The organism is Amycolatopsis sp. NBC_00438 (genome assembly GCF_036026695.1).
In the GTDB taxonomy this organism is placed as follows: Bacteria; Actinomycetota; Actinomycetes; order Mycobacteriales; family Pseudonocardiaceae; genus Amycolatopsis.
This window is the reverse complement of record NZ_CP107923.1, coordinates 2086935-2108321: the sequence shown is the minus strand read 5'-3', so window position 1 is coordinate 2108321 and position 21387 is coordinate 2086935. Positions and strand designations below refer to the sequence as shown.

Genomic DNA, 21387 nt, shown 5'->3' with positions numbered 1-21387 from the left:
GAATGCGGGCACCTCCGACAGGACGCGGCCAACGCTAGGGTGCCCGGCCGAACTCCGGCTAAAGCCGGTCTCAAGCCGGGCACCCCCGCGGAAACCGTTGCTAGGCCGGTGTTCCCGCGGCTTCGGCGGCGACGATCTCTTCGGCGAGGTGGTCGGCCAGCAGCCGGGGGGTCGGGTTGTCGTAGACCATGCCGGGCGTCACCTCGATCGCGCCGTCGCTCATCAGCTGGGCGAGTTCCAGCGCCATGAACGACGACAGCCCCAGCTGGAGCAGGTCGTCGTCCGGGTCGAGGCCTTCGGCCTGCTCGACGCCGAGCACGGTGGCCGCGTGGCCGAGCAGGACCTCCAGCACGATGCCGGGCCGCTCGGCCGGTTCCGCCCGCAGCAGCCGTTCGCGCACCGGCGGCGCGGCCGGTTCCCCGGGTTCGACGGCCACCGGGGCCGGCCCGGCGGCCGGTTCCGTTCCGGGGACCGGGTGCAGCCAGTAGCTCTTGTGCTGGAAGGGATAGGTCGGCAGCTCGATCCGCGGACCGTCCGAAGCGGACACCAGTGCGGCCGGGTCGATCCCGGCCCCGCCGGCTTCGAGCGTGGCGAGGGCGCCGAGGAACGACGTCGTTTCGGGCCGGTCGGCCCGCAGTGTGGGTGTCCCGGCGACCAGGGCGGCCAGCGTGGCGTCGGGGCCCAGTTCGAGGAACGTCGTGACGCCCTGGGCGCGCAGTGTCCTTACCCCCCGGGCGAAGTCGACGGTCGCCCTGATGTGCCCGGCCCAGTACGCGGCCCCGGTGAGCCGGCCGGCGGCGAGGTCCCCGGTGACGTTGGAGACGACCGGCACCTGCGGCTCGGCGTAGGCGACCCGGCCCGCGACGGCCCGGAACTCCTCGACGACGGCGTCGGTGTGCGGGGAGTGGAACGCGCGGCTCACCGTGAGCTGCTTGGTCTTGCGGCCGCGGTCGCGGCACTGCTGCGCGACGGTCAGCACCCCGCGGCGGCCGCCGGAGACGACCAGCGCGTCCGGCCCGTTGATCGCCGCGATGCTCACGTCGGCGTGGTCCTCCAGCAGCGGGCGGACCTCCTCCTCGGTGGCCTGCACCGCGACCATGATCCCGTCCTCGGGCAGGGTCCGCATGAGCCGCCCCCGCGCCGTCACCAGCGCGGCCGCGTCGGCCAGGGAGAACACCCCGGCCACGTGGGCCGCGGTCAGTTCGCCGACGGAGTGGCCCATGAGGTAGGCGGGCGTCACCCCGAAGGAGCGCACCAGCCGGTACAGGGCGGTGCCGAGGGCGAACAGCGCCGGCTGCGCGTACTCGGTTTCGTGCAGCAGCGCCGCTTCGGGCGTGCCCGGCGCCGCGAACATCATGTCCTGGAGGGGCCGGTCGAGGTGCCGGTCGGTCTCCGCGCAGACGGCGTCCAGTGCCTCGGCGAAGACCGGGAAGTCCCGCCGCAGCTCCCGGCCCATGCCGGGCCGCTGGCTTCCCTGGCCGCTGAACAGGAACGCCACCGGGCCCGCCGGCCGGGCCTCCCCGCGCACGAGGGCCGGAGACGACCCGCCGCCGGCCAGCGCGGCGAGCGCGGCCCGCGCCGCGTCGCGATCGGCCGCGACGACGGTGGCGCGGTGCGCGAACCGCGTCCGGGTGGTCGCCAGCGCGGCCCCGATCGCCGCGGCCGGCGCGGCGGGCGCCGCGGTGACGGCTTCGTGCAGCCGCGCGGCCTGTTCGCGCAGCGCCGGGAGCGTGCGGGCCGACAGCGGCCAGACGATCGCGGCCGGTTCCGGCACGGCGGGCGCCCGGTCTTCGGCCGGCGGGGCCGCTTCCAGGACGACGTGCGCGTTGGTGCCGCTGATGCCGAACGACGAGACCGCGCACCGGCGCGGGCGATCGCGCTCCGGCCACGGCACGGCCTCGGTCAGCAGCCGGACCGCGCCGCTGTCCCAGTCGACGTGCCGGCTGGGCTCGTCGACGTGCAGCGTCCGCGGCAGCACGCCGTGGCGCAGGGCGAGCACCATCTTGATCAGCCCGCCGACGCCGGCCGCGGCCTGGGTGTGGCCGAGGTTCGACTTGAGCGATCCCAGCCACAGCGGTGACCCGGCGGAGCGCTGCCTGCCGTAGGTGGCCAGCAGGGCCTGGGCCTCGATCGGGTCGCCGAGGGTGGTGCCGGTGCCGTGCCCTTCGACCGCGTCGACGTCGTCGGGGGTGAGCCCGGCGCCGGCCAGCGCGGCGTGGATCAGCTTCTCCTGCGCCGGGCCGTTGGGCGCGGTGAGGCCGTTGCTGCCGCCGTCCTGGTTGACCGCGCTGCCCCGCACCACGGCGAGGATCGGGTGGCCGTTGGCCTTCGCGTCCGAGAGCCGTTCCAGCAGCACGAGTCCCGCGCCCTCGCTCCACCCGGTGCCGTCGGCGGCGTCGGCGAAGGACTTGCAGCGGCCGTCGGCGGCGAGCCCGCGCTGCCTGCTGAACTCGACGAACGCGCCCGGCGTCGCCATCACCGTCGCGCCGCCGGCCAGCGCCATGGTGCACTCGCGGCGCCGCAGCGCCTGGCAGGCGAGGTGCACGGCGACCAGGGACGACGAACAGGCCGTGTCGACGGTCAGCGCCGGGCCGGTGAAGCCGAAGGTGTAGGAGATGCGGCCCGAGGCGGCGCTGGCCGCGCTGCCGGTGCCCAGCAGCCCTTCGATGTCCGCCGGGGCGTGCCCGATGAGGCGGCCGCCGTAGTCGTCGTACATGACCCCCACGAACACGCCGACGGCCGTGTCCCGCAGCGCCCCCGGGACGAATCCCCCGCGTTCGAAGGTCTCCCAGGCGATTTCGAGCAGAATCCGCTGCTGCGGGTCGATCGCCAGCGCCTCGCGCGGGCTGATGCCGAAGAAGGGGGCGTCGAACCGGTCGGCGTCGTGGAGGAACCCCCCTTCCCGGGCGTAGACGTGCCCTCGCCGGTCCGGGTCGGGGTCGAACAGCGTCTCCAGCGGCCAGCCCCGGTTCTCCGGGAACGGCGTGATCGCGTCCCGCCCTTCCTCGACGCAGCGCCAGAGCTCCTCCGGCGAGCCGGCCCCGCCGGGGTACCGGCAGCCCAGCGAAACGACCGCGATCGGCTCGGACTCGAGGTCCTGCAGCTGCTGCCGGGTCCGGTGCAGCTCCGTCGTCACCCACCTGAGGTAGTCGACGAGCTTGTCTTCCTCCGCCATCGGCGGGCGCCCTTCCGCCGCGTCACGCAACGGCGTTCCCGTCCCGGTAGGACTCCCAGCCACGGGCCGCCGCGGGCAGCGCGCCCGCCGGCGCGAGCACCGAGTCGTCGGAGCGCAGGATCGCCTGGTGCAGCTCCTGCAACGCCCGGCACGGTTCCAGGGCCAGCTCGTCGATCAGCACGGTCCGCGCCGTCTGGTAGACCTTCAGCGCGTCGGCGCGGCGATCGGAGCGGTGCAGCGCCAGCATGAGCTGGCGGTAGAACGCCTCGCGCAGCGGGTGTTCCAGCGTCAGCGAGTAGATCCGGCCGATCAGCTCGCGGTGGCGCCCGAGCCGCAATTGCGCGTCCAGCAGCAGCTCGGTGCACTCCATCCGGACCTCCGTGAGCCAGGTGGCGAAGCTGCTCAGGACCCGGCCGCCGCCGATGTCGGCGAGCATCGGGCCGCGCCACAGCCCCAGCGCCCGTTCGAAGCAGCCGCTCGCCTCCTCGAGGCTGTGCTCGCGCACGTGCCCGCGGCCCAGCTCCGCCAGCTCCAGGAACGTCCGGTAGTCGAGCTCGTCGGACTCGCGCAGCCGCAGCAGGTAGCCGGGTGACCGGGTGACGATGGGGTTGTCCCCCTGTTCCGGCCGGTGCAGGAACTTGCGCAGGTCGGAGACGTAGACGTGGATCCCCGCGGCCGCCCGCCGCGGCGGGTTCTCGCCCCAGATCTCCTCGATCAGCTGCTCGGCCGCCACCACGTGCTCGGCCCGGACCAGCAATGTCGCCAGCAACGCGGCGACCTTCGGCGCCCCGATGAACGAGGCGCCCCGCTCGTCGACGACGCGCAGTGAACCCAGTAGTTCGTATTTCACGGTGTGCCCCCAGTGATGGTGGTGCTTTCGGACGCCTGCTCGACGGCGGACCGGATCAGGCCGGCGATCTCCGGCCGGTGCTCGTCGACGAAGAAGTGCCCACCGGAAAAGACGCGCAGGTCGAACTCCGCCGCGGTGTGTTCCCGCCAGGCCGAGCCGGACCCGGTCGTCGTGTGCGGGTCGGCGGATCCGATCAGGGTGGTGATCGGGCAGCTCAGAGGCGTGCCCGGAACCCAGGTGTAGTTCTCGATCGCCCGGTAGTCGGCGCGGACCGCGGGCAGGAAGACCGCCCGCAGGTCCTCGTCGTCCAGCCAGGCCGGGTCCGTGCCGCCGATCGCCCGCAGCTCCCGCACCACGCCGGCGTCGTCGCGCCGGTGGACCGCGCCCACCGGCAGCCGGGACGGGGCGGGGTAGCCGGAGGCGAACAACCGGGACGGGCTCCGGCCCGTCCGTTCCTCAAGACGGCGGACCACCTCGAACGCGACGACCGACCCCATGCTGTGCCCGAAGAACACGAACGGGCGCCGGGCCGTGTCCCCGAGGCTGCGGTACACGGCTTCGGCCAGGTCGTCGACCGTGTCCAGGCACGGCTCGGAAAACCGGTCCTGCCGGCCCGGGTACTGCGCGGCCAGCACGTCGGCGTCCGGGGCGAGTGCTTCGGCCAGCGGGTAGAAGTAGCTCGCCGAGCCCCCGGCGTGGGGGAAGCAGACGAGCCGGACGCCCGCACCCGCCGGCCCGAACCGCCGCAGCCACCGCGGGTCCGGACCGGCACCGGAACTCATTTCCCATTCTCTCGACCGGACAGATCATGCCCATCTATTCGGTTGCGCATTGTTTTCGACCCCTTGTTGGCCTCAATTGAGATCCCCCGTGGCTATTCGTGAATAGCCCTCCTTTGGCCTGGGCGAGTCTAGCGACGGCCCAGAGGGGGCGGAACCCCCCTCACCAGCCCCCCTAACGGATACCCCCCTAGCCGGTTCCGGCCCGTTCCCCGGCGGTGGAAATCGGACTTTCCTTGCAAATCAACACCGGTTTCCGGCTGCGGTGAAACCGGCAGGCCCGGACGCTCACGAATCGTCACGACCACCTTCACTCGTTCGGCTCACAACCGCGGTCTAAACATCTTCGAGATGGCGCGTCAACAGCACGGAAACCAGGGTGTCGTCGACGTTCCCGCCGCTGAGCAGCACCCCGATGTCGCGCCCGCGCCAGCGCGGCAGCGCGGCCAGCCGCAGGGCGGCCGCGAGTGCCGTCGCGGCGGCGGGTTCGACCAGCAATCGCGCTTCGAGCAATGCGAAACACAACGCTTCGGCGATCTCGGGCTCGTCGACCATTTCGACGGCGTCGAGCGCGGCGTGGCACAAATCATAGGGCAGGCGGCCGATCCGATCCGGCCGCAGCCCGTCGGCGATCGTCCGGCCGGCGGGGACGGTGACCGGCCCGGCCGCGCGCAGTGCCTCGGTGAGCGCCGGCACCGCCGAGGGTTCGGCGCCGAAGACGGCCACGTCCTGCCCGGCCGTGGCGAGACAGGCGCCGGCGACCGCGCTGCCCCCGCCGACCGGCAGCACCACCGCGTCCAGGCCGCCGCCCGCCGCCGCGACCTGGTCCAGCAGCTCCGCGGTGGCCGTGCCCTGACCGAGCACCACCGCACGGTTCTGGTACGGGTCAACGACATCGAGCCCGCGCCCGGCGCGCAGGCGGTCCACCTCGGCCACGCGCTCGGCCAGCAGCGTTCCGGCGAGGACGACCTCCGCCCCGGCCTCCCGGATGCGCCGGACCTTGCCCGGCGCGGCGTCGGTCGGCAGCACGAGCACGGCGGGCACCCGCAGTTCCCGCGCGGCCAGTGCCACGGCGATGGCGTGGTTGCCGGTGCTCTGCGCGACCACGCCGCGGCTGCCCGCCGCGACCAGCTCACCCACGGCCAGCAGCGCGCCCCGCAGCTTGAACGACCCGCCGCGCTGCAGGTTCTCCGCTTTCAGCCACAGTCTCGCGCCCGCCCGGTGGTCCAGATCATCGCTGCGCACCACGGGCGTGCGCACCACGCGTCCCGCCAGCCGTCGTTGGGCTTCGTGCACATCGGCGCGCCGCAGCGGCGGAGCCGGGGCTCGGGTCTCGGTCATCGGACCTCATTTCCACCATGCGGACCGGCCGTACGGTCTCGACGAACCGGGATTTCCGCGCCCATGCTCGGCATCGCCGCTGAAGGCGGGCTAATCCCGGGCGTGTTACATCGGAGGGGCGCGGTGACTCAGAAGCTCCACTTGACTCCGCTCCGATGATCGACATAATTGGGCTGATTGGGGTCTGGGGATAGAACGCGGAACAACCCTCCGGGAGAGCGACACTCCGCGGCGGAATACGGCCGTCCGGCTGCGCACGTGCCTGTGAAACAGGCACGACTTCAACCTGCGGCCCCGTCGCAGATCGTGTTATCCGGTTGCCGGCCCGGCCCGGCAACCGGATTTCGGGGTCCGTCAAACTGGGGGTCGGATGACAATGCGAGGCTGCACCAACGCCGCGTCAGCGGCGCAGAACGGTAACGAGGCGGAATTCGGCGAAATACCATTGCAGAACCGGAGCGAGTGCTCCGGGCCGGCGCTGGCCGAACGCGACGGCGAACTCGGTTACCTGGCCGAGCTCCTGACGGGCGGCCGCGGTGGCCAGGCGCGGGTGGCGCTGGTCGGCGGCCCGCCCGGAAGCGGGAAAACGGCACTGCTCAGGGCGTTCGCGGAGCAGGCGATCGACGCGGGCGCCGTGGTGCTCACCGCGGCCTGCTCCGGCGAGCGGCCGCCCGCGCCGCTGGGCGTGGCCGGCCAGCTGTTCCGCGGGGCACAACGGTCGCGATCGGCGGCCGATCCCGAGCAGGCGGGCCGGCTGGCCGAACTGCGATCGCTGCCTCGCCGGTTCCCGGAAGACGGCACCCTGCCGGTGGCCGTCCTGGACCGCATCTGCGCGGTGCTGGAGGAACTCGCCTTCGCCACCCCGGTCGTGCTGGCGATCGACGACGTCCACCACTCGGACGAAGCTTCGCTGGACTGCCTGCAGTACCTGCTGCGCCGCCTGTGGCGCACCCGGGTGCTGGTCGTGCTGGCCGAGTCCGACCACAACCGCCAGGCCAGCCCGTCGCTGTCGGTGGAACTGCTGCGGCTGCCGGAATTCCGCCGGCTGCGGCTCGCGCCGCTCACGCCCGCGGGCGTGCAGTGCGTGGTGGCGCGCGAGCTCGGCCCGCACCGGGCGAGCGTGGCCCGGGCGCGCTACGTCGAGCTCACCGGCGGAAACCCGCTGCTCGTCCGGGCGCTGCTCGACGACCACACCCGCGCGGGGCCGGACCCCGGCGAACCGGTGGCCGGGCGGGCCTACACCCACGCCGTGCTGGCCGTGCTCCACAGCGGCCCCGACGAGGTGCTCGCGGTCGCCCGGGCCCTGGCGGTGCTGGGCGCCGACGGTACCCCCGAGGCGGTGCGGCAGGTGCTCGGCACCGACCCCGGCACCGTCGCCTGGGCCCTGGACCGGCTGGCGGAGTCCGGCCTGGCCGACGCCCGGCCGGCGGGGCCGTCCTGCCGCGAGCAGGTCGGCGCCGCCGTGCTGGCCGGCCTGTCCCCCGCCGACCGCGCCCGGTGGCACGGGTCGGCGGCGGCCCTGCTGCACGAGTCGGGCGCGCCCGCGTCGGCGATCGCCCCGCACCTGCTCGCCGGCGGCCGCGTGGCCGGTGCCCGCGCGGCGGAGATCCTGCGCATCGCCGCCGGTCAGGCCCTCGACGACGAGCAGCCGGAACGCGCCGTCGCGTGCCTGCGACGAGCCGCGGAGTTCGCCGACGACGAGGACGAGCGCCTCGCCGTGACCGCCTTGCTGCTGCGGGCCGAGTGGCGGCTCGACCCGGCCCACACCCACACCCACACCGATTCGCTGCTGACCGCCGTGCGCGCCGGCCGGCTACGGTGGCGGGACGCGGTGTTCCTGGTGAAGGCCCTGCTCTGGCACGGCCGGTCCGAGGAGGCGGCGGAGGTGCTCAAGGTCGTCACCCGCGGCGGCCGGCAGGACACCGGCGCCGACCTCGCCGTGCTGTGGGACTGGGTCGCCGTGTGTCACCCGGACGTCCTCGACCGCGCCCACCGCCGGCCGAAGCCGGCCGCGATGCGCACCCGGCAGCTGTCACTGCGCGCGCAGTCGGCGGCGCTGCTGTCGAGCGTGCTCACCACCGGCGGCGGTGACGAGACGCCGGGCCACGCCGAGCAGGTCCTGCGCTCGGTGGAGGTCGACCACCGGCTGCTGGAGTCGTCGCAGGCGGCGCTGCTCACCCTGCTCTACGCCCACCGGCCGGACCGGGCCGCGTGGTGGTGCGAGCACCTGCTCGCACAGAGCGCCGCGCAGCACAGCCCGACGTGGCTGGCGACGCTCTCGGCGATCCGGGCGCAGGCCGCGATCCGCCAGGGTGATCTGCCCGCGGCCAGGAAACACGGCCGCGCGGCCCTCACCGCCCTGAAGCCCGGCAGCTGGGGCGTCGCGCTGGGGGCGCCGGTGGCCGGCCTGGTGTTCGCCGCGACGGGCATGGGCCGGTACGCGGAGGCCGAGACCCTGCTGACCCGGCCGATGCCCGAGGCCGTCCTGCGGACCCGGTACGGGCTGCACTACCTGCACGCCCGCGGCCACCACCACTTCGTGACGGGCCGGTTCCGCGCGGCGGTCGAGGACTTCCTGACGTGCGGAGGGCTGATGGCGCGCTGGAACATCGACGTCCCGGCGCTGGTCCCGTGGCGTTCGGCGGCCGCGGAAGCCCTGCTGTGGCTGGGCAAGCGCGATCAGGCCCGGCAGCTGGCCGACGAGCAGCTGCGGTGGGCCGGCGGTCCGCAGAGCCGGGGCCGCGGCCTGGCGCTGCGTGTGCTCGCCAAGATCGACGAGCCGGGCGCCCGGCCGGCCCTGCTCCAGCGCGCGGTGACGGACCTGCGCCGGTCCGGGGATCGGCTCGAGCTGGCCCACGCCCTGGCGGAGCTGGGTTCGGCCCACCACGACCTGGGCGACGCGGAGCCGGCCCGCACGTTCGCGGCGCAGGCGCTGCGGCTGGCGGGCGAGTGCGAAGCGGAGCCGCTGCGCGCGTCCATCATGGAGACGTTCGGCCTGGGCGGCGACCTCCACCGCGGGAACGGAACCCCGATCTCGGGTGACGTGGCCTCCCTCAGCCCGGCGGAGTTCCGGGTGGCCGCCCTGGCGGCGCACGGCTACACGAACCGGAAGATCGCGAGCCAGCTGCGGATCACGGCGAGCACGGTGGAGCAGCACCTCACCCGGGTGTACCGGAAGCTGAAGGTGACGACGCGCGCGGACCTCCCGGTGCACCAGCTGAACCTGACCCACGAGGCGGACCTGGCCCTCTGAAACGGATGTCCGCCGCGTCAGTGTCCGGAGTGGACGGTCCCGGCGGCTTCCTCCGCCGGACGGCGTCCGGGCGCCGGGCGGGCGCGGCCCTGCATCAACGCCGCCGGCACCAGGGCCACCGCGGCGATCACCAGCGCCCACCAGAACGTGTGCGTGAACGCCGCCGACAGCAGCGAGGCGACCCGGGCCGGCGGGCCGGCTTCCGCCACCGCCGCCACGCTTCCGCGCACACCCGGCAGCTCCTGCTCGACGTTGCGCTGCAGCAGCACAAGCAGCGCCGCCACGCCGAAGGAGCTCGCCACCCGCATGCCGACGTTCACCGTGGTCGTCGCGGACGAGATCTCCGAGCGGTCCAGCGTGCGGTAGCTCGACCCCATCGCCGCGGGCATCATCATGCCGTGCCCCAGGCCGATCGCGAACATCAGCGCGATCAGCGGGACCCGGCCGGTGTCCGCGTCCACCTGGGTCAGGCCCAGCATGCCCAGCAGCACCACCGGCAGGCTGCAGAAGACCAGCAGCCGCGGCGAAATCCGGTCGGTGAGCCGGCCCGAGAACGGCATGGTCACCATCGCCCCGAGCCCGAGCGGCGCCATCATCAGCCCGGACTTCAGCGGGGTGTCGCCGACGACGACCTGGAAGTACAGCGGTACCAGCGCCATCAGCGCGAACAACGCGCCGACGTAGGCGAACAGCACCCCGTTGACCGCCGCGAAGTTCCGGTTGCGCAGCAAGCGGGTGTCGACGAGGGCCGCGCGGCCCTTGCGGGCGGCGTGCACCAGGTACGCGGCCACCAGCGCGACACCGCCGAGGACGCCGGCCAGCACCCGGGCATCGGTCAGGGCCACGCCCTGGCCGACCTCCGACGTCCCGTACACCAGCGCGCCCAGGCCCGGCGACAGCAGGAGCAGCCCGAGCACGTCGAGCCGGCTGCCGCGGTCGCGGATCGCGTCGGCGGGCAGCAGCCGGATGGCGGCGACAACGGCGATCAGGCAGAACGGGACGTTGACGTAGAACATCCACCGCCACGACAGGTGGTCGAGGATCAGGCCGCCGACGACGGGCCCGAGCACCGGGGCCAGCATCGCGGGGATCGAGACGACGCTCATGACGCGCCCCATCCGGTCCGGGCCGGCGGCGCGGGCGAGCATGGTCTGCCCGATCGGCATGATCATGCCGGCCCCGAAGCCCTGCAGCAGGCGGAAGCCGACGAGGCTCGTGACGTCCCACGCGAGCCCGCACAGCACCGAGCCGCCGATGAACAGCAGCAGGGACGTGATCCACATCGTCTTGGCGCCGAAGCGGGCGATCGCCCAGCCGCTCAGCGGGATGCTCATGGACAGCGCGAGCGTGTAGCCGGTGAGCACCCACTGGATCGTCGACAGCGACGTGCCGAACGCCCGGCCGAGGGTGTTGACCGCGACGTTGGTGATCGTGGTGTCGAGGATCGTCATGATCGCCCCGAGGACCACCACGATCGCCAGCCTGCGCAGTGCGGGGTCGAAGCCGCCGGGCTTCGGCTCGGCGGCGGTCATCTCGACGTCGGTCGTCTCAGGGTCGATCATCGTCCATCCTTCGATACGGCGTAGCGGTGACTGTACACTGTACGGTGGCGGCGTACAACGTCCGGGATAGACTGCGGGGATGAACGTGCCCAAGACCGCCGGTACCCCCATCTGGGCCCGCTCGACGCCCCGGCGCCGACCGACGCTGACCCGGGAGGAGATCGTCGCCGCGGCGCTCGAGATCGCGAACGCCGACGGCCTGGACGCGGTGTCGATGCGGCGGGTGGCGTCGCGGCTGGGTGTCGGCGCGATGGCGCTCTACACCCACGTCGACAGCAAGGACGACCTGCTCGACCTGATGACCGACGCGCTGGCCGAGGAGGTCCTGCTCGACGACGCCGAGTTCACCGCCGACTGGCGGGAGTCGATCACGAAGGTGGCCCGGCGTGAGCGCGCGATGATGAAGCAGCACCCGTGGGTCTCGGAGCTGGTCGGCCGGCGCAGCATGATCGGCCCGAAGGCGCTGCTGCACATCGAGCAGTCGCTCCGGGCCCTCGACGGCCTGGACGTCCCCGCGGCCAAGGCGGTGCAGATCATCAACGCGGTGGACCAGTACACGATCGGGTACGTGTTGCGGGAGACCCCGACGGCGCCGTTGCAGGCGTTCGCCCACGATTCGCCGACGGGAACGTACCTGCGCGAGGCGGCGGCGTCGGCGGGCCACGAGCGGCTGGCCCGGCTGCTCCGCGACCACCCGGCGGACCTGCCCGGCCACGAAGAGTCCTTCGACCAGGGCCTCCGGTGGCTACTGGAAGGCATCGCCCGCGAAATCACCGGCGCCTGAGGACCGTCGCCGGCCGTCGAGGCACGCCCGGGGCGTGAATCGGCTGGGCCGCGCGCGTTCGTCAGGCAAGGTAACGATCACGACCGGCAGACGGGTGCTGTCGTTGGTCGACGTCGCCGGGCAGGCGCCGGGGCTGCTGCTGTCGCTCTTCGCGCGGCCCACCTGCCACCACGATGACCTCGCCCACGCCCGGCACACCGGCCACACCCTCACCCGCGAGACCCGAGGTCCGGGTGCCCCGATGTCCGAGCCCGCGAAACCGCCGCCCCGGCCGACCTCGGCCGCCTCGGGAACGCCCTCGACGCCACCGCCCTCGCCCAGGACAGCGGCGAGCCGACCGTCCTCGCGCTGGTTCACGCCCACAGCGGACACGTCCACCTCGCGGCTCGCCGCGACGAGGACGCGCTGCACGAGTTCACCACCGCCTTGCACCACCACGCGCCCATCGTCGACGAGCACGGCCACGCCCTCGTCGACAGGCAAGGGCCAAGGCGTTGCGGGACAAGCCCTGAACCGCACACCCTCGGGAGTCCACTGTGGAATCGTCCTTTCCAGCCGACCCATCGTGGCCGGCCGGGCACCGCGAACCGCACCTGACCGTGCAGCCGATCCCGCCGCCGCCGGACGGCATCGCCGGTATGCGTCCGGATCTGCGCCGTGCTGTTCGCCGGAGCCGCGGACGAAGGACGCATCAACGTCGGGACTTCGGGCGGCCACCAGCACGCTTGCTTCGCCGTCCCAGGCCGCAGAATCCGCTGCAGCGACGGCTGGGAGATCGCCGGTGGAAGACCACTTCGAGCGGCTGGAAGGGTTCCACGCCGTACCGGCCGGCACTCTGACCCTCGTCGGCGCACAACAACGACGCCTCGCCCTCCCCGTGGTACCGCCGGAAGCTTCACCCACGCAGCTGTCGGAGCCCGGCGCATCGTCCTGATGCGAACAGTCCAGCGACTCCCGGACCGGCTTGTTCCAATCCCGTCTCGACGAGCGGAGCAGCAGGCCCGATTCGGGCTTATGGGCGTTCGCGTTCGCGGGCCGAACCGCACAGAGGTACACTGACCGGGCAGCCTCACCGTTCGAGCCCCAGGCTCTGGACCGTGAACCCGCGAACGGCATCGCCTGGCAGGCGGTTCTTCGCGCTGACGCTGATCAGAATCCGGTCACCGCCCGACGCCGCTGGTAGGCCTGTCGGCCACCACCGCGGCTCCCGCGCTGGAGTCCGGCGGCTGAGGCGCCCAGGACGACGTCGGCACGTTGTCTCCTTGTCGACTTGACCGGGAGGCCACAGCCGACGACCTACCCCAGTTTTCCCGAAAGGATCAACGATCAACACTCACACAACGGACAGTTCGCTGTTCAGCCACCCTGTCGTCCCGCAGGCCCGGCCCGAGCTCCGTCCCACAGCGCAGAACGATCGCTACGGGAGCTTGTTCCTCGAGCCGCCCCACTCCATGGCCGGGTCATCGGAGGACTGGACCGAGCCGGCTCCCGCACCGGTGCCCAATCTGCCCCGGATGCGCACGGGTCGCCCCGTCGGTCGCCGCGCGAGCCGCTAGCAGCGGCGCGCCGGCCGGGAAAGCGAATCTTTCCTCGACGTCAGACGCATCACCTGTCACAACGCTTCGCGCACTGCCGACAAAGACACTTCCGGCGGCAGCAGGCGTAGGATCCGACCCGGAGAGCCGGGAAGTCTGGTCGGCGCGGTTTTGACGCGCGCGAGACGAGGCTTCCATGACGGACACGCAGGCCATCGACGCCACCGGGCTGACCAAGCGCTACGGCGAGGTCCTGGCGGTGGACCAGCTCTCCTTCACCGTCGCTCCCGGCGAGATCTACGCACTACTCGGCCTCAACGGAGCGGGCAAGACCACCACGATCCGGATGCTGCTCGGCATGGTCCGCCCCACCGGCGGCCGGGTGTCGTTGCTGGGCACGCGCGTCCGGCCGGGCGCGCACGCGGTCTGGTCGCGCGTCGGCTACCTCGTCGAGACTCCCGCCGCGTACCCGGAGCTGACCGTCACCGAGAACCTCCGCGTGGCCGCCCGGCTGCGGGGGCTCAGCGGCGACGGACCGGTGGCCGAGGTGATCGGCCGGCTCGACCTCGGCGCGTACGCCGACCACCGCGCGCGGACGTTGTCCCTCGGCAACGCCCAGCGGCTCGGCCTGGCCAAGGCCCTGATCCACCGGCCAGCTCTGCTCGTGCTCGACGAACCGGCCAACGGCCTCGACCCAGCGGGCGTCGCCGAGATCCGCGCGCTGCTCGGCGAACTAGCCCGCGACGGGGTGGCTGTGCTGCTGTCCAGCCACATCCTGACCGAGGTCGCCCGCCTGGCCACCCGCATCGGCGTGCTCGACCGCGGCCGGCTCGTCTGGACCGGCGCCACGGCGGACCTCGTCGCCCAGGCCCGCCCGCGGCTGGCTGTCCTCGTCCACGACCAGGCGGCCGCCGCGACGGCGTTGCGCGCCGCGGGGCACCCGGTCTCGCGCACCGGCAACGGCGGTCTCGAACTCGAGGACGACCTCGCGCTCGGTCATCCCGAGCGGATCGCGACGGTCCTGGTCACCGCGGGCTGCCCGCCCTCGCGGCTCGCCGTGGAGCAGGACGACCTGGAGACCTGCTTCCTGCGGCTGGTGAGCGCCTCGTGAACGCCGCTACCGCCGCCATCCACGTCGAACTGCTGAAAGCACGCCGGTCCCGGCTGCCCTGGGTCACCGCGGCCGCGTTCACCGTCGCCGGCACGTTCGGCGGGCTGATCATGTTCATCCTCCAGGACCCGCGGCGCGCCCGATCACTCGGTCTGCTCGGCACCAAGGCCTCGCTGACCGGCGGCACCGCCGACTGGCCGGCGTACTTCGCGCTGCTCGCCCAGACCGTCGCGGTGGGCGGCGCGGTGCTGTTCGGCCTCGTCGTCGTGTGGCTCTTCGGCCGGGAATTCGGCCAGGACACGGTGAAGGACCTGCTGGCCCTGCCGACCGCACGCACCACGATCGTCGGCGCGAAGTTCGCCGTCGCCACGGTGTGGTCCCTGCTGCTGGCCTGCTACCTCTTCGTCGTCGGCCTGCTCGTCGGTGCTGTGATCGGCCTGCCCGGCTGGTCCGCCGGGGTCGCTCTTCACGGGCTGGCCGACCTGCTGCTCACCACCGTGCTGACGGTCGTGCTGGTGACCCCGTTCGCACTGGCCGCCAGCGCCGGCCGGGGTTACCTCGCCGGCGTCGCCGCGATGATCGCCGCGGTCTTCTCGGCGCAAGTGGTCACCCTGCTCGGCTACGGGCGGTACTTCCCGTGGTCCGTGCCCGCGTTGTACACCCACCTCGCCGGTCCGGACGGCGACCCTCCCGGCGCGCTCGGCTTCGCCCTTGTCGCACTGGTCGGCATCGCCGGTGTGGCGGCGACAGCTGTCGCGCGGGCGTTCGTCCGGGAGCGAGCGGAGCAGTGGGGCTGCCCACGCTGGTCTACGACGGAACGCTGGTCGCGACGGAGCTGGTCACCAACGTCATCCAGCACACGAGGTTCTGCCCCGAGATCCACCTCGAACTGCGCGGGGACATGCTGACGGTCGCCGTCTCCGATGACAGCCCGCGGCCGGCGGTGCTGCAGGATCGGTCCGGGTTGAGGGCACCGGGGCTCGGTTTGCGGATCGTGGCGGACGCGGCGCGGGTGTGGGGGAGCAGTCCACGCTGGTCCGGGGGCAAGATCGTCTGGGCGGTGCTCGCCCTCGGCAAGCACCACGACTCGTGAACCTCTCGGCTGTCCCTCGTTCGGGAAACCCGGCCCGGAGTCACCGCTGCCGCTCCGGCGTCACGGTATGATCCCGGGGACAGCGCCGGAGTGCCCAGTCCCCGCCCTCGCGACGATCGACCGCCAATGACGGCCGCATCTGTCCACAGGCCGCGCGCACGTCTTCACAGCGGTGAGGACCAGAGCGGTCGGCAGGGTCAGGAGCCCGATCGTGAAACGCATGATTCCCGATCTTCGCCGTCTTCGCCGGCCCCCAGCGGAACCCGGCTTCCCGGCACCACGCGGCCGCGGCGAAGGGCCGGCAGAGCCCGGTGCCGTTCGCGCGGTCATCGACGTGTCCGGAGGGCGCCAGCACACGACGCGCCGGCACTCGCCGCTGACCGTGTCGACAGAACATTGTGGACGGACCCTGGTGCTCGTCGTGGCCGGCGATGTGGATCTGCACACCGCCCCGGCCGTGCGCCTGGCGCTCGAACTCGCGTTGCGCCGGAGCCCGTCGCGGCTGGTGGTCGACCTGTCCCTGGTCCAGTTCCTCAACTCCGTGGGACTGGAAGTCCTGCTGGCCGCGCACCACCGGGCCGCACCGCGCACCGACCTGCGGGTCGTGGCCGCCACCCGCGCGGTCTGGCGACCCCTGCAGATCACCCGGCTGCACGAACAACTGACCATCCACGCCTCGCGGGCCGACGCCATCGCCGCACCCGCGCGACGCTGAGACGACCACCGTCCCGGTCCGCGAGCACCCACCAGCAGAAGGCGAGACCGCCGATGTTCACCATGACCGAATCGGCCACCGAAGCGATCAACCAGCTCACCGCCGCCCAGAACGTCCACGCCGACGGCGGCCTGCGCTGACCCTCGGCGGTCGCCCCGAGGAGGGTGCCGAGCTGACGGTCGAGGTCGCCGCGCACCCGATGGCCGGCGATCGGGTCATCGGGTGCGCGAGCACCCAGGTGTTCCTCGGTCGCGAGACCCGGGTCCACCTCGCCGACAGGGTCCTCGACGTCCGCAAGGACATCGACGGGCACTACACGTTCCTGATCACGACCCCGAACTGACGCACGCCCACCGTTCGCCCGCGCAACCGCGCCACTCCGCGATGGGTGTCCGCGTCGCCGCGTCGAGTTGTCGTAGCCGTTGTGCGGCGTGCCGCCTGAACGCGGGTGGGTCAGCGGTCGTGGTCGGCGTGGCGCCACCAGGCCGCGGGCGCGTCCTCGGAGCGGGACAGGACCCGCTGCGCGAACTGCCGGATCGGCACGGGCTGCCGCTCCGCGGCCTCCACGTCCGGGTGCACCGGCACGAACCGGTCGACACCGTGCTCGTGCAGCGCCCGCACCTGGACATCCTGGTGGGTGACCAGCAGGAACGGGATGCCCGGCCAGTCCCCGATGCGACGCGCGACCAACGGGAACACCGTCGCCGGCGAATATTCGCTCAGCACAAGGCCGTTGATGTCGGCGATCAGGCACGGCGGGGTGTCGGCGGCGACCTTCAGCAGCCCGTCGCGGAGGAAGGCGTATCCGGAAAGGTCGAGCTCCCCGGTCACCGTGACCAGAGTGCTCGCGAGCCGATGGGTCAGCTCGATCGTGATCCCGACGGGCACAATGACCCGTCACGACCTTCTTCGGCGCGCTGCCGGCGGAGCACGGGTACCGACACGACACGACCTGCCTGGTGACTTCACCCACCGACCGTAGCGGCCAGGAATTGCCGGTGATACCGCGCAACGGTCACTCTTCCAGCGCGTGGCGTCAGTCTGGAGGCTGCGAGGGAACGACGGCGTCCAGGCCCAGGAACAGCAGCTTCCGCCGGACGGTCGGCGAGGCCACGATCCGCAGCACTCTGCCGTCGGCGGCGCACCGCTCGACGAGTTCCAGCAGCGGGACCACCGCTTCCACGGTCAGGAAGGTCACCGCGGAAAGGTCGAGCACAACGGCCGTGCCGGGCGGCACGGTCAACGCCGGCGCGAAGGTCCGTTCCGCGGTTTCGGCGTCCGCCAGCTCCGCCGGGGCCGGCAGGGTGAAGACCTCGGCGGCGGGAGCGGGTGTCGCGGCACCCGGCGGGACGGATTCGTCCTGCGGTTCGGCGACCGTGTTCATGCGCTCTCTTCCCCTCCGCTGTGTGCCCGCTCAGCCGGCCGTGCGGGTCCTGAGCTGCTCTGCCACCACCCCGGCCGGGCGTTCGGCGCCGGATACCGATCCCCGCGCCGGTGATCGGCTCGGCTGAGGTCGTACCCCACACCGGCGACGAACCGCTCGACGACGGGACGAGCCGGATAACCCTTGCCGAGCAAGCTGTTGTGTCCGCTACCGAGCCGGGATGTCGACCTCGGCGGCGGACCGGAGGTCGGCAGCCGCGTCCGCGCGGTGGGTCTCGGCTTGGCGCCGATGCCCGTCCGCGGCGGCGCCACCACTGCGGGCCTGCTGATCGTGGTGCTCGGCGGAGCCGCAGTGCGCGAGCGCCGAGCTCACCAGCCCAGCCCGGACACGGGTGGCGGCAGAGCTCTTTCTGCGCCGCGCGTCCGCCACTGCCACCAGCGCCCGGCCCCTCCCCTCGGCAACGCCGGTCTCGCCGACGACGGCACCGACCCGACCAGCCGGTGCCGGCGCACGAGTCTGCGACTCAGGGCCCGTTGTGCTCGCGCGTGCACTGTGAATCGCGATGTGCTGTGCGGCGATAACCGAATCACCTGGGGCAGTCATGCGGAAACAGTGTCACGATGCGGCGGCCAGGGGAACTCGACGGGCGACACCATCCTCGATCGACCCGACGGCCGAGCGCCTTCGAGGAGGTTTCTTGACCGTCCGCAAGTCGTACCCGCCCGGCTGTCCGGCGGCGCCACAGCCGGCCCGGGCAGCCGAATCGATCATTCCCGGCGTCGGCGCTGTGCGCGGTCCACCCGCCACGAACACGTCCCACACGCTGATTTTCCCGCCGCACGACGATTTTGTATCCGCTCTCCTCGCGAGCGGATTCTCCGGCAATTTCGCAACGGATTCGGATCAAGTGAACGGCGACGGTCACCCGCCCCCGACCGAGCTCCGGAGAGGACCCGGCCGAGGGCGGTTCGTCAGGAGCCGCAGTCCGCCGTGTTGCCCGCCGGGTGCCGGGTGGGCACCTGCAGGGCCGTGCCGGGCCGGACCTGGCGCACGCCGGCACCGCCCACGCGGACCGGGAGCGGCGGGCCGGAGCGCAGGGTCAGTGTTGTGGTCCCCGGCCCGACCGACAGATCGAACGTGCGCCCGTGCCACTTGACCCCGGTGATGTCCACCCCCGGCAGCTGCGGCGGCAGGAACGGATCGACGGTGACCGCGTCGGTTCCCCAGCGCAGCCCGGTGAACCCGTAGAGGAACTCCTGCAGGTAACCGCCCTGGCCGGTGGTGAAGTCGAACGCCCCGCCGGTGCGGGTCTCGTACCACTGGTCGAACGGGGCGGCCAGGTACGGGTCCGCGCTGTCGCGCAGCGAGGTGTAGACCTGGCAGCCGGGCGACCCGAGCGCGGCGCCGGCGATGGTGGCGATCGCGTCCGTCATGGACGGGCCGTCCGGGTCCGTGCGCGCCTTGTAGTAGTCCAGGTCGTTCTGGGCGAGGCCGGGCGACATCGGCACAGCCCACGGGTACTGCAGCAGCGTGACGTCGGCCTGCTTGACGGTCTGCCCGGCGTACCCGTCGAACTCCGGATGGATGTTCGCCGCGGTGTCCACCGGGACCTTCAGGCCGTCGGCGACCTTGCCCCAGGCCGGATCGGCGGGGCGGCCGAGCAGGCCCGCGGCACGGGTCGCGATGCGCAGGGAGGCCTGCGCGCCGGCGTTCGTGCTGGCGCTGTTGTCGACGTTGTCGTGGTACTCGTCCGCGCCCTTGACGTCGTTGATGACATACCCGCCGGCCGGACCGGGCACGGCGCGCGTGGCCCAGTAGTCGGCGATGCCCTGCAGCACCGGCCACGCCTTGTCCCGCAGCCACGTCCGGTCGCCGGTCGCTTGGTAGTACTGCCACTGCGCCAAGGCGATGTCGGAGTCGATGTGGATTTCCTGCTTGCCGTCCGGTGACCAGTCCGGGGTCGTCTCCTTGCCGGTCAGCGCGCTCTGCCACGGGAACTTCGCACCCTTGATCGGGTGGTCCGGAGTGGACAGTGCCGCGGCGGCGGCCCGGGCCGCCGGCAGACGTTGCTGCCGGTAGGTGTTCGCGTCGGCGGCGATGTCGGGGTACTGGGCGAGCAGGGCCGGGTACATCCACGTTTCCATGTCCCAGAACACGTGACCGCTGTAGCCGTCCGAGGACAACCCGCCCGGGCTGGCGCTCCAGACGACCCCGGCGCGCACGCTCGCGAGCAGGTAGAACATCGACGCGTGGACCTGCGCGGTCATGGTGGGGTCACCGGGGATCGAGATGCTCGACCGCCACAGCCGCGACCAGGCTTCGCTGTTGCGTGCCAGTGCGCGACCGTAGCCGTCTCCGGCGGCGCGGGCCGCGGTCTTCGCGGCGGCCTGGCCCGGGGTCGCGGTGGCGAGCGGCCGGTCGGTGTCCACACTGGAGGCCACGCCCACGTACTTGGTGATCCGCACCGGTACTCCGGCGCGGACCGCGAAGTCCGCGCGCTGGCCGGCGCCGCCGTCGGTGATCGCCTTGGTGGGCACCGTCTTCTCGTCGACGCGCAGCACGGAACTCAGCCCGGCGGTGACCAGGTTCCCATCGCTCACGACGGTCTGCGACAGCGTCGCGGTCCTGCCGTCCACCCGCGGGTCCGTCGTCGAGGCGTGGTCCAGGCCCCGGCCGTCGAACTCGTCGACAGCGGTGGCCGTTCCGCTCCAGTGCGGGACGGCCCGCACGCTCACGGTGCCGAGGTGCCCCTCCGCGCGGTTGGCGTTGACCTCGTAGTCGAAGCTGGTCGTGTCGCCCGCGGGCGAGGTCCAGTCGAACGACGTGGTCAGCACCCCGGTGCGCAGGTCGATCGCCTGCCGGTAGTGCGTGGTGGTGCCGACCGTCGCGGGGGCGATCTGCGTCGGCGGCGGCGTGCCGTCCGGGTAGAGCGCGAGGTAGTCGACGTTCACCCGCGCCGTGTCTCCAGCGGCGACGGTGACTTCGAGCGTGTTCGCACCCGCGTTCAGGGTCACCGGGACGGTCACCACCGCCCAGTCGTCCCAGCTCGCCAGGCTGGGTACGGACAGCTGCCGCAGTGCGCCGTTCACGCCGATGTGGACGGTCTGCGGGCTGCCGCTGCCGTTGCCGTACCGCACGGCCAGCGTCGCCGGGCCGGCCGGCGCGTCCCGGATCGGGATGAGGCCGGTGCCGCCGACCGTCGGGGTGTCGTCGGTGTTCAGCCCGGCCAGGTAGGCGCCGGCGACGGAGCCGGGGTGGGAGGTCTCGACGAACGCGCCTCCGGAGACCTTCCCGTACGCGGCCGGGCACAGCTGCCCGAACCCGCAGGACCACGGGCCGAGCCCGTAAACGTCGCTGCCGCGGCCGAACCCGAGCGTGGTCCAGGTCGGCAGCCCGGCGCGTTCCTCTTGCCCGGCCGAGGGAGCGCCGTAGAAACCGGCGAGCTGGGACTGGGTGACGATGGGTTTGCTGCTGTACCCGTGGCCCGCCGCGGGCACACGCGCGCCGAGGTAGCCGTTGCCGACGAACGTCGGGGAGTAGTTCTTCGACGTGTCGGTCGTGCTCAGCACCCAGCCGTCACCACCGGCCGGCGCGGGTGCGGCGGTGGCCGGCACCGCCGTCGCGGCCAGGAGGAGGCACCCGACCGCCGCGCCGAGGCCGGCCCTGCTCGTGAACACGCCGCGTTTCTTCATCGAAACGGCACCTCCTCGGGACCGGGTGCGCGACGGCCCAGCCGGTGCGCAATATGTTGCGGGCCAGAACATATACGCCGGGTCGTGGTTGGTAAAGACGCCGGACCTGATGA

Annotated in this window: 17 protein-coding genes; 7 read left to right on the top strand and 10 right to left on the bottom strand. The window is 72.7% G+C overall.

Annotated elements, in window-relative coordinates:
• Positions 1-100: 100 nt before the first annotated feature.
• From OG494_RS10080 to OG494_RS10065, 4 genes are all read right to left on the bottom strand, one after another.
• Complete coding sequence (locus tag OG494_RS10080; protein WP_328454213.1) at positions 101-3175, bottom strand: type I polyketide synthase; 3075 nt, start codon at positions 3173-3175, stop codon at positions 101-103.
• 22 nt (positions 3176-3197) lie between these two features.
• Positions 3198-4025 (bottom strand): AfsR/SARP family transcriptional regulator, encoded by an 828-nt coding sequence (locus tag OG494_RS10075; protein WP_328454211.1) that lies wholly within the window; start codon positions 4023-4025, stop codon positions 3198-3200.
• Complete coding sequence (locus OG494_RS10070; RefSeq protein ID WP_328454209.1) at positions 4022-4807, bottom strand: thioesterase II family protein; 786 nt, start codon at positions 4805-4807, stop codon at positions 4022-4024. The genes OG494_RS10075 and OG494_RS10070 overlap by 4 nt, the downstream gene beginning before the upstream one ends.
• A gap of 333 nt (positions 4808-5140) precedes the next feature.
• A complete protein-coding gene (locus OG494_RS10065; RefSeq protein WP_328454207.1) occupies positions 5141-6145 on the bottom strand; it encodes a threonine ammonia-lyase in 1005 nt (334 codons plus the stop codon).
• Between the two features lie 445 nt (positions 6146-6590).
• Between OG494_RS10065 and OG494_RS10060 the strand changes: the two genes are divergently transcribed.
• On the top strand, positions 6591-9398 hold the full coding sequence (locus OG494_RS10060; RefSeq protein ID WP_328454205.1) for an ATP-binding protein: 2808 nt from the start codon (positions 6591-6593) through the stop codon (positions 9396-9398).
• Between the two features lie 17 nt (positions 9399-9415).
• On the opposite strand, the gene OG494_RS10055 is transcribed toward OG494_RS10060, so the two are convergent.
• Positions 9416-10960, bottom strand: a complete 1545-nt coding sequence (locus OG494_RS10055) for an MDR family MFS transporter (protein WP_328454203.1) — start codon at positions 10958-10960, stop codon at positions 9416-9418.
• A 79-nt stretch (positions 10961-11039) separates the two neighbouring features.
• Here OG494_RS10055 and OG494_RS10050 point away from each other — a divergent pair, with 79 nt between their 5' ends.
• Entirely contained in the window at positions 11040-11744 is a 705-nt protein-coding gene (locus OG494_RS10050) for a TetR/AcrR family transcriptional regulator (RefSeq protein WP_328454201.1), read from the top strand.
• Here the strand turns inward: OG494_RS10050 and OG494_RS10045 are convergent.
• On the bottom strand, positions 11706-12227 hold the full coding sequence (locus OG494_RS10045) for a hypothetical protein (RefSeq protein WP_328454199.1): 522 nt from the start codon (positions 12225-12227) through the stop codon (positions 11706-11708). The genes OG494_RS10050 and OG494_RS10045 overlap by 39 nt on opposite strands.
• Positions 12228-13475: 1248 nt before the next feature.
• On the opposite strand from OG494_RS10045, the gene OG494_RS10040 reads away from it, so the two are divergent.
• The 5 genes from OG494_RS10040 (at position 13476) to OG494_RS10020 (ending at position 16541) form a co-directional block, all read left to right on the top strand.
• A complete protein-coding gene (locus OG494_RS10040) occupies positions 13476-14390 on the top strand; it encodes an ABC transporter ATP-binding protein (protein WP_328454197.1) in 915 nt (304 codons plus the stop codon).
• The gene (locus tag OG494_RS10035) at positions 14387-15298 is read left to right on the top strand and encodes an ABC transporter permease (protein ID WP_328454195.1); all 912 of its coding nucleotides are present in this window, start codon (positions 14387-14389) and stop codon (positions 15296-15298) included. Before OG494_RS10040 ends, OG494_RS10035 begins: the two co-directional genes overlap by 4 nt.
• Entirely contained in the window at positions 15292-15483 is a 192-nt protein-coding gene (locus tag OG494_RS10030) for a hypothetical protein (RefSeq protein ID WP_328454193.1), read from the top strand. The genes OG494_RS10035 and OG494_RS10030 overlap by 7 nt, the downstream gene beginning before the upstream one ends.
• 220 nt (positions 15484-15703) lie before the next feature.
• On the top strand, positions 15704-16198 hold the full coding sequence (locus tag OG494_RS10025; protein WP_328458911.1) for an STAS domain-containing protein: 495 nt from the start codon (positions 15704-15706) through the stop codon (positions 16196-16198).
• A 199-nt stretch (positions 16199-16397) separates the two neighbouring features.
• Positions 16398-16541, top strand: coding sequence for a hypothetical protein (locus OG494_RS10020; protein WP_328454191.1), 144 nt, complete (start codon positions 16398-16400; stop codon positions 16539-16541).
• Between the two features lie 110 nt (positions 16542-16651).
• Here OG494_RS10020 and OG494_RS10015 read toward each other — a convergent pair whose 3' ends face one another.
• The 4 genes from OG494_RS10015 to OG494_RS10000 form a co-directional block, all read right to left on the bottom strand.
• Positions 16652-17086 (bottom strand): hypothetical protein, encoded by a 435-nt coding sequence (locus OG494_RS10015; RefSeq protein ID WP_328454189.1) that lies wholly within the window; start codon positions 17084-17086, stop codon positions 16652-16654.
• 148 nt (positions 17087-17234) lie between these two features.
• Complete coding sequence (locus OG494_RS10010; protein WP_328454187.1) at positions 17235-17582, bottom strand: STAS domain-containing protein; 348 nt, start codon at positions 17580-17582, stop codon at positions 17235-17237.
• Positions 17583-17789: 207 nt separating this feature from the next.
• Positions 17790-17954, bottom strand: a complete 165-nt coding sequence (locus tag OG494_RS10005; protein ID WP_328454185.1) for a hypothetical protein — start codon at positions 17952-17954, stop codon at positions 17790-17792.
• A 599-nt stretch (positions 17955-18553) separates the two neighbouring features.
• Positions 18554-21274 carry a glycosyl hydrolase family 65 protein gene (locus OG494_RS10000; RefSeq protein ID WP_328454183.1) on the bottom strand — a complete coding sequence of 907 codons (2721 nt, stop codon included), beginning with the start codon at positions 21272-21274 and terminating at the stop codon, positions 18554-18556.
• Positions 21275-21387 lie beyond the last annotated feature (113 nt).

Bases quoted from the DNA above. Each gene is read 5' to 3' on its own strand.
- OG494_RS10080 (WP_328454213.1), bottom strand. From the start codon at position 3,175: ATGGCGGAGGAAGACAAGCTCGTCGACTACCTCAGGTGGGTGACGACG.
- OG494_RS10070 (WP_328454209.1), bottom strand. From the start codon at position 4,807: ATGAGTTCCGGTGCCGGTCCGGACCCGCGGTGGCTGCGGCGGTTCGGG.
- OG494_RS10065 (WP_328454207.1), bottom strand. From the start codon at position 6,145: ATGACCGAGACCCGAGCCCCGGCTCCGCCGCTGCGGCGCGCCGATGTG.
- OG494_RS10055 (WP_328454203.1), bottom strand. From the start codon at position 10,960: ATGATCGACCCTGAGACGACCGACGTCGAGATGACCGCCGCCGAGCCG.
- OG494_RS10050 (WP_328454201.1), top strand. From the start codon at position 11,040: ATGAACGTGCCCAAGACCGCCGGTACCCCCATCTGGGCCCGCTCGACG.
- OG494_RS10040 (WP_328454197.1), top strand. From the start codon at position 13,476: ATGACGGACACGCAGGCCATCGACGCCACCGGGCTGACCAAGCGCTAC.
- OG494_RS10030 (WP_328454193.1), top strand. From the start codon at position 15,292: ATGCTGACGGTCGCCGTCTCCGATGACAGCCCGCGGCCGGCGGTGCTG.
- OG494_RS10025 (WP_328458911.1), top strand. From the start codon at position 15,704: ATGATTCCCGATCTTCGCCGTCTTCGCCGGCCCCCAGCGGAACCCGGC.
- OG494_RS10020 (WP_328454191.1), top strand. From the start codon at position 16,398: ATGGCCGGCGATCGGGTCATCGGGTGCGCGAGCACCCAGGTGTTCCTC.
- OG494_RS10010 (WP_328454187.1), bottom strand. From the start codon at position 17,582: ATGAACACGGTCGCCGAACCGCAGGACGAATCCGTCCCGCCGGGTGCC.
- OG494_RS10000 (WP_328454183.1), bottom strand. From the start codon at position 21,274: ATGAAGAAACGCGGCGTGTTCACGAGCAGGGCCGGCCTCGGCGCGGCG.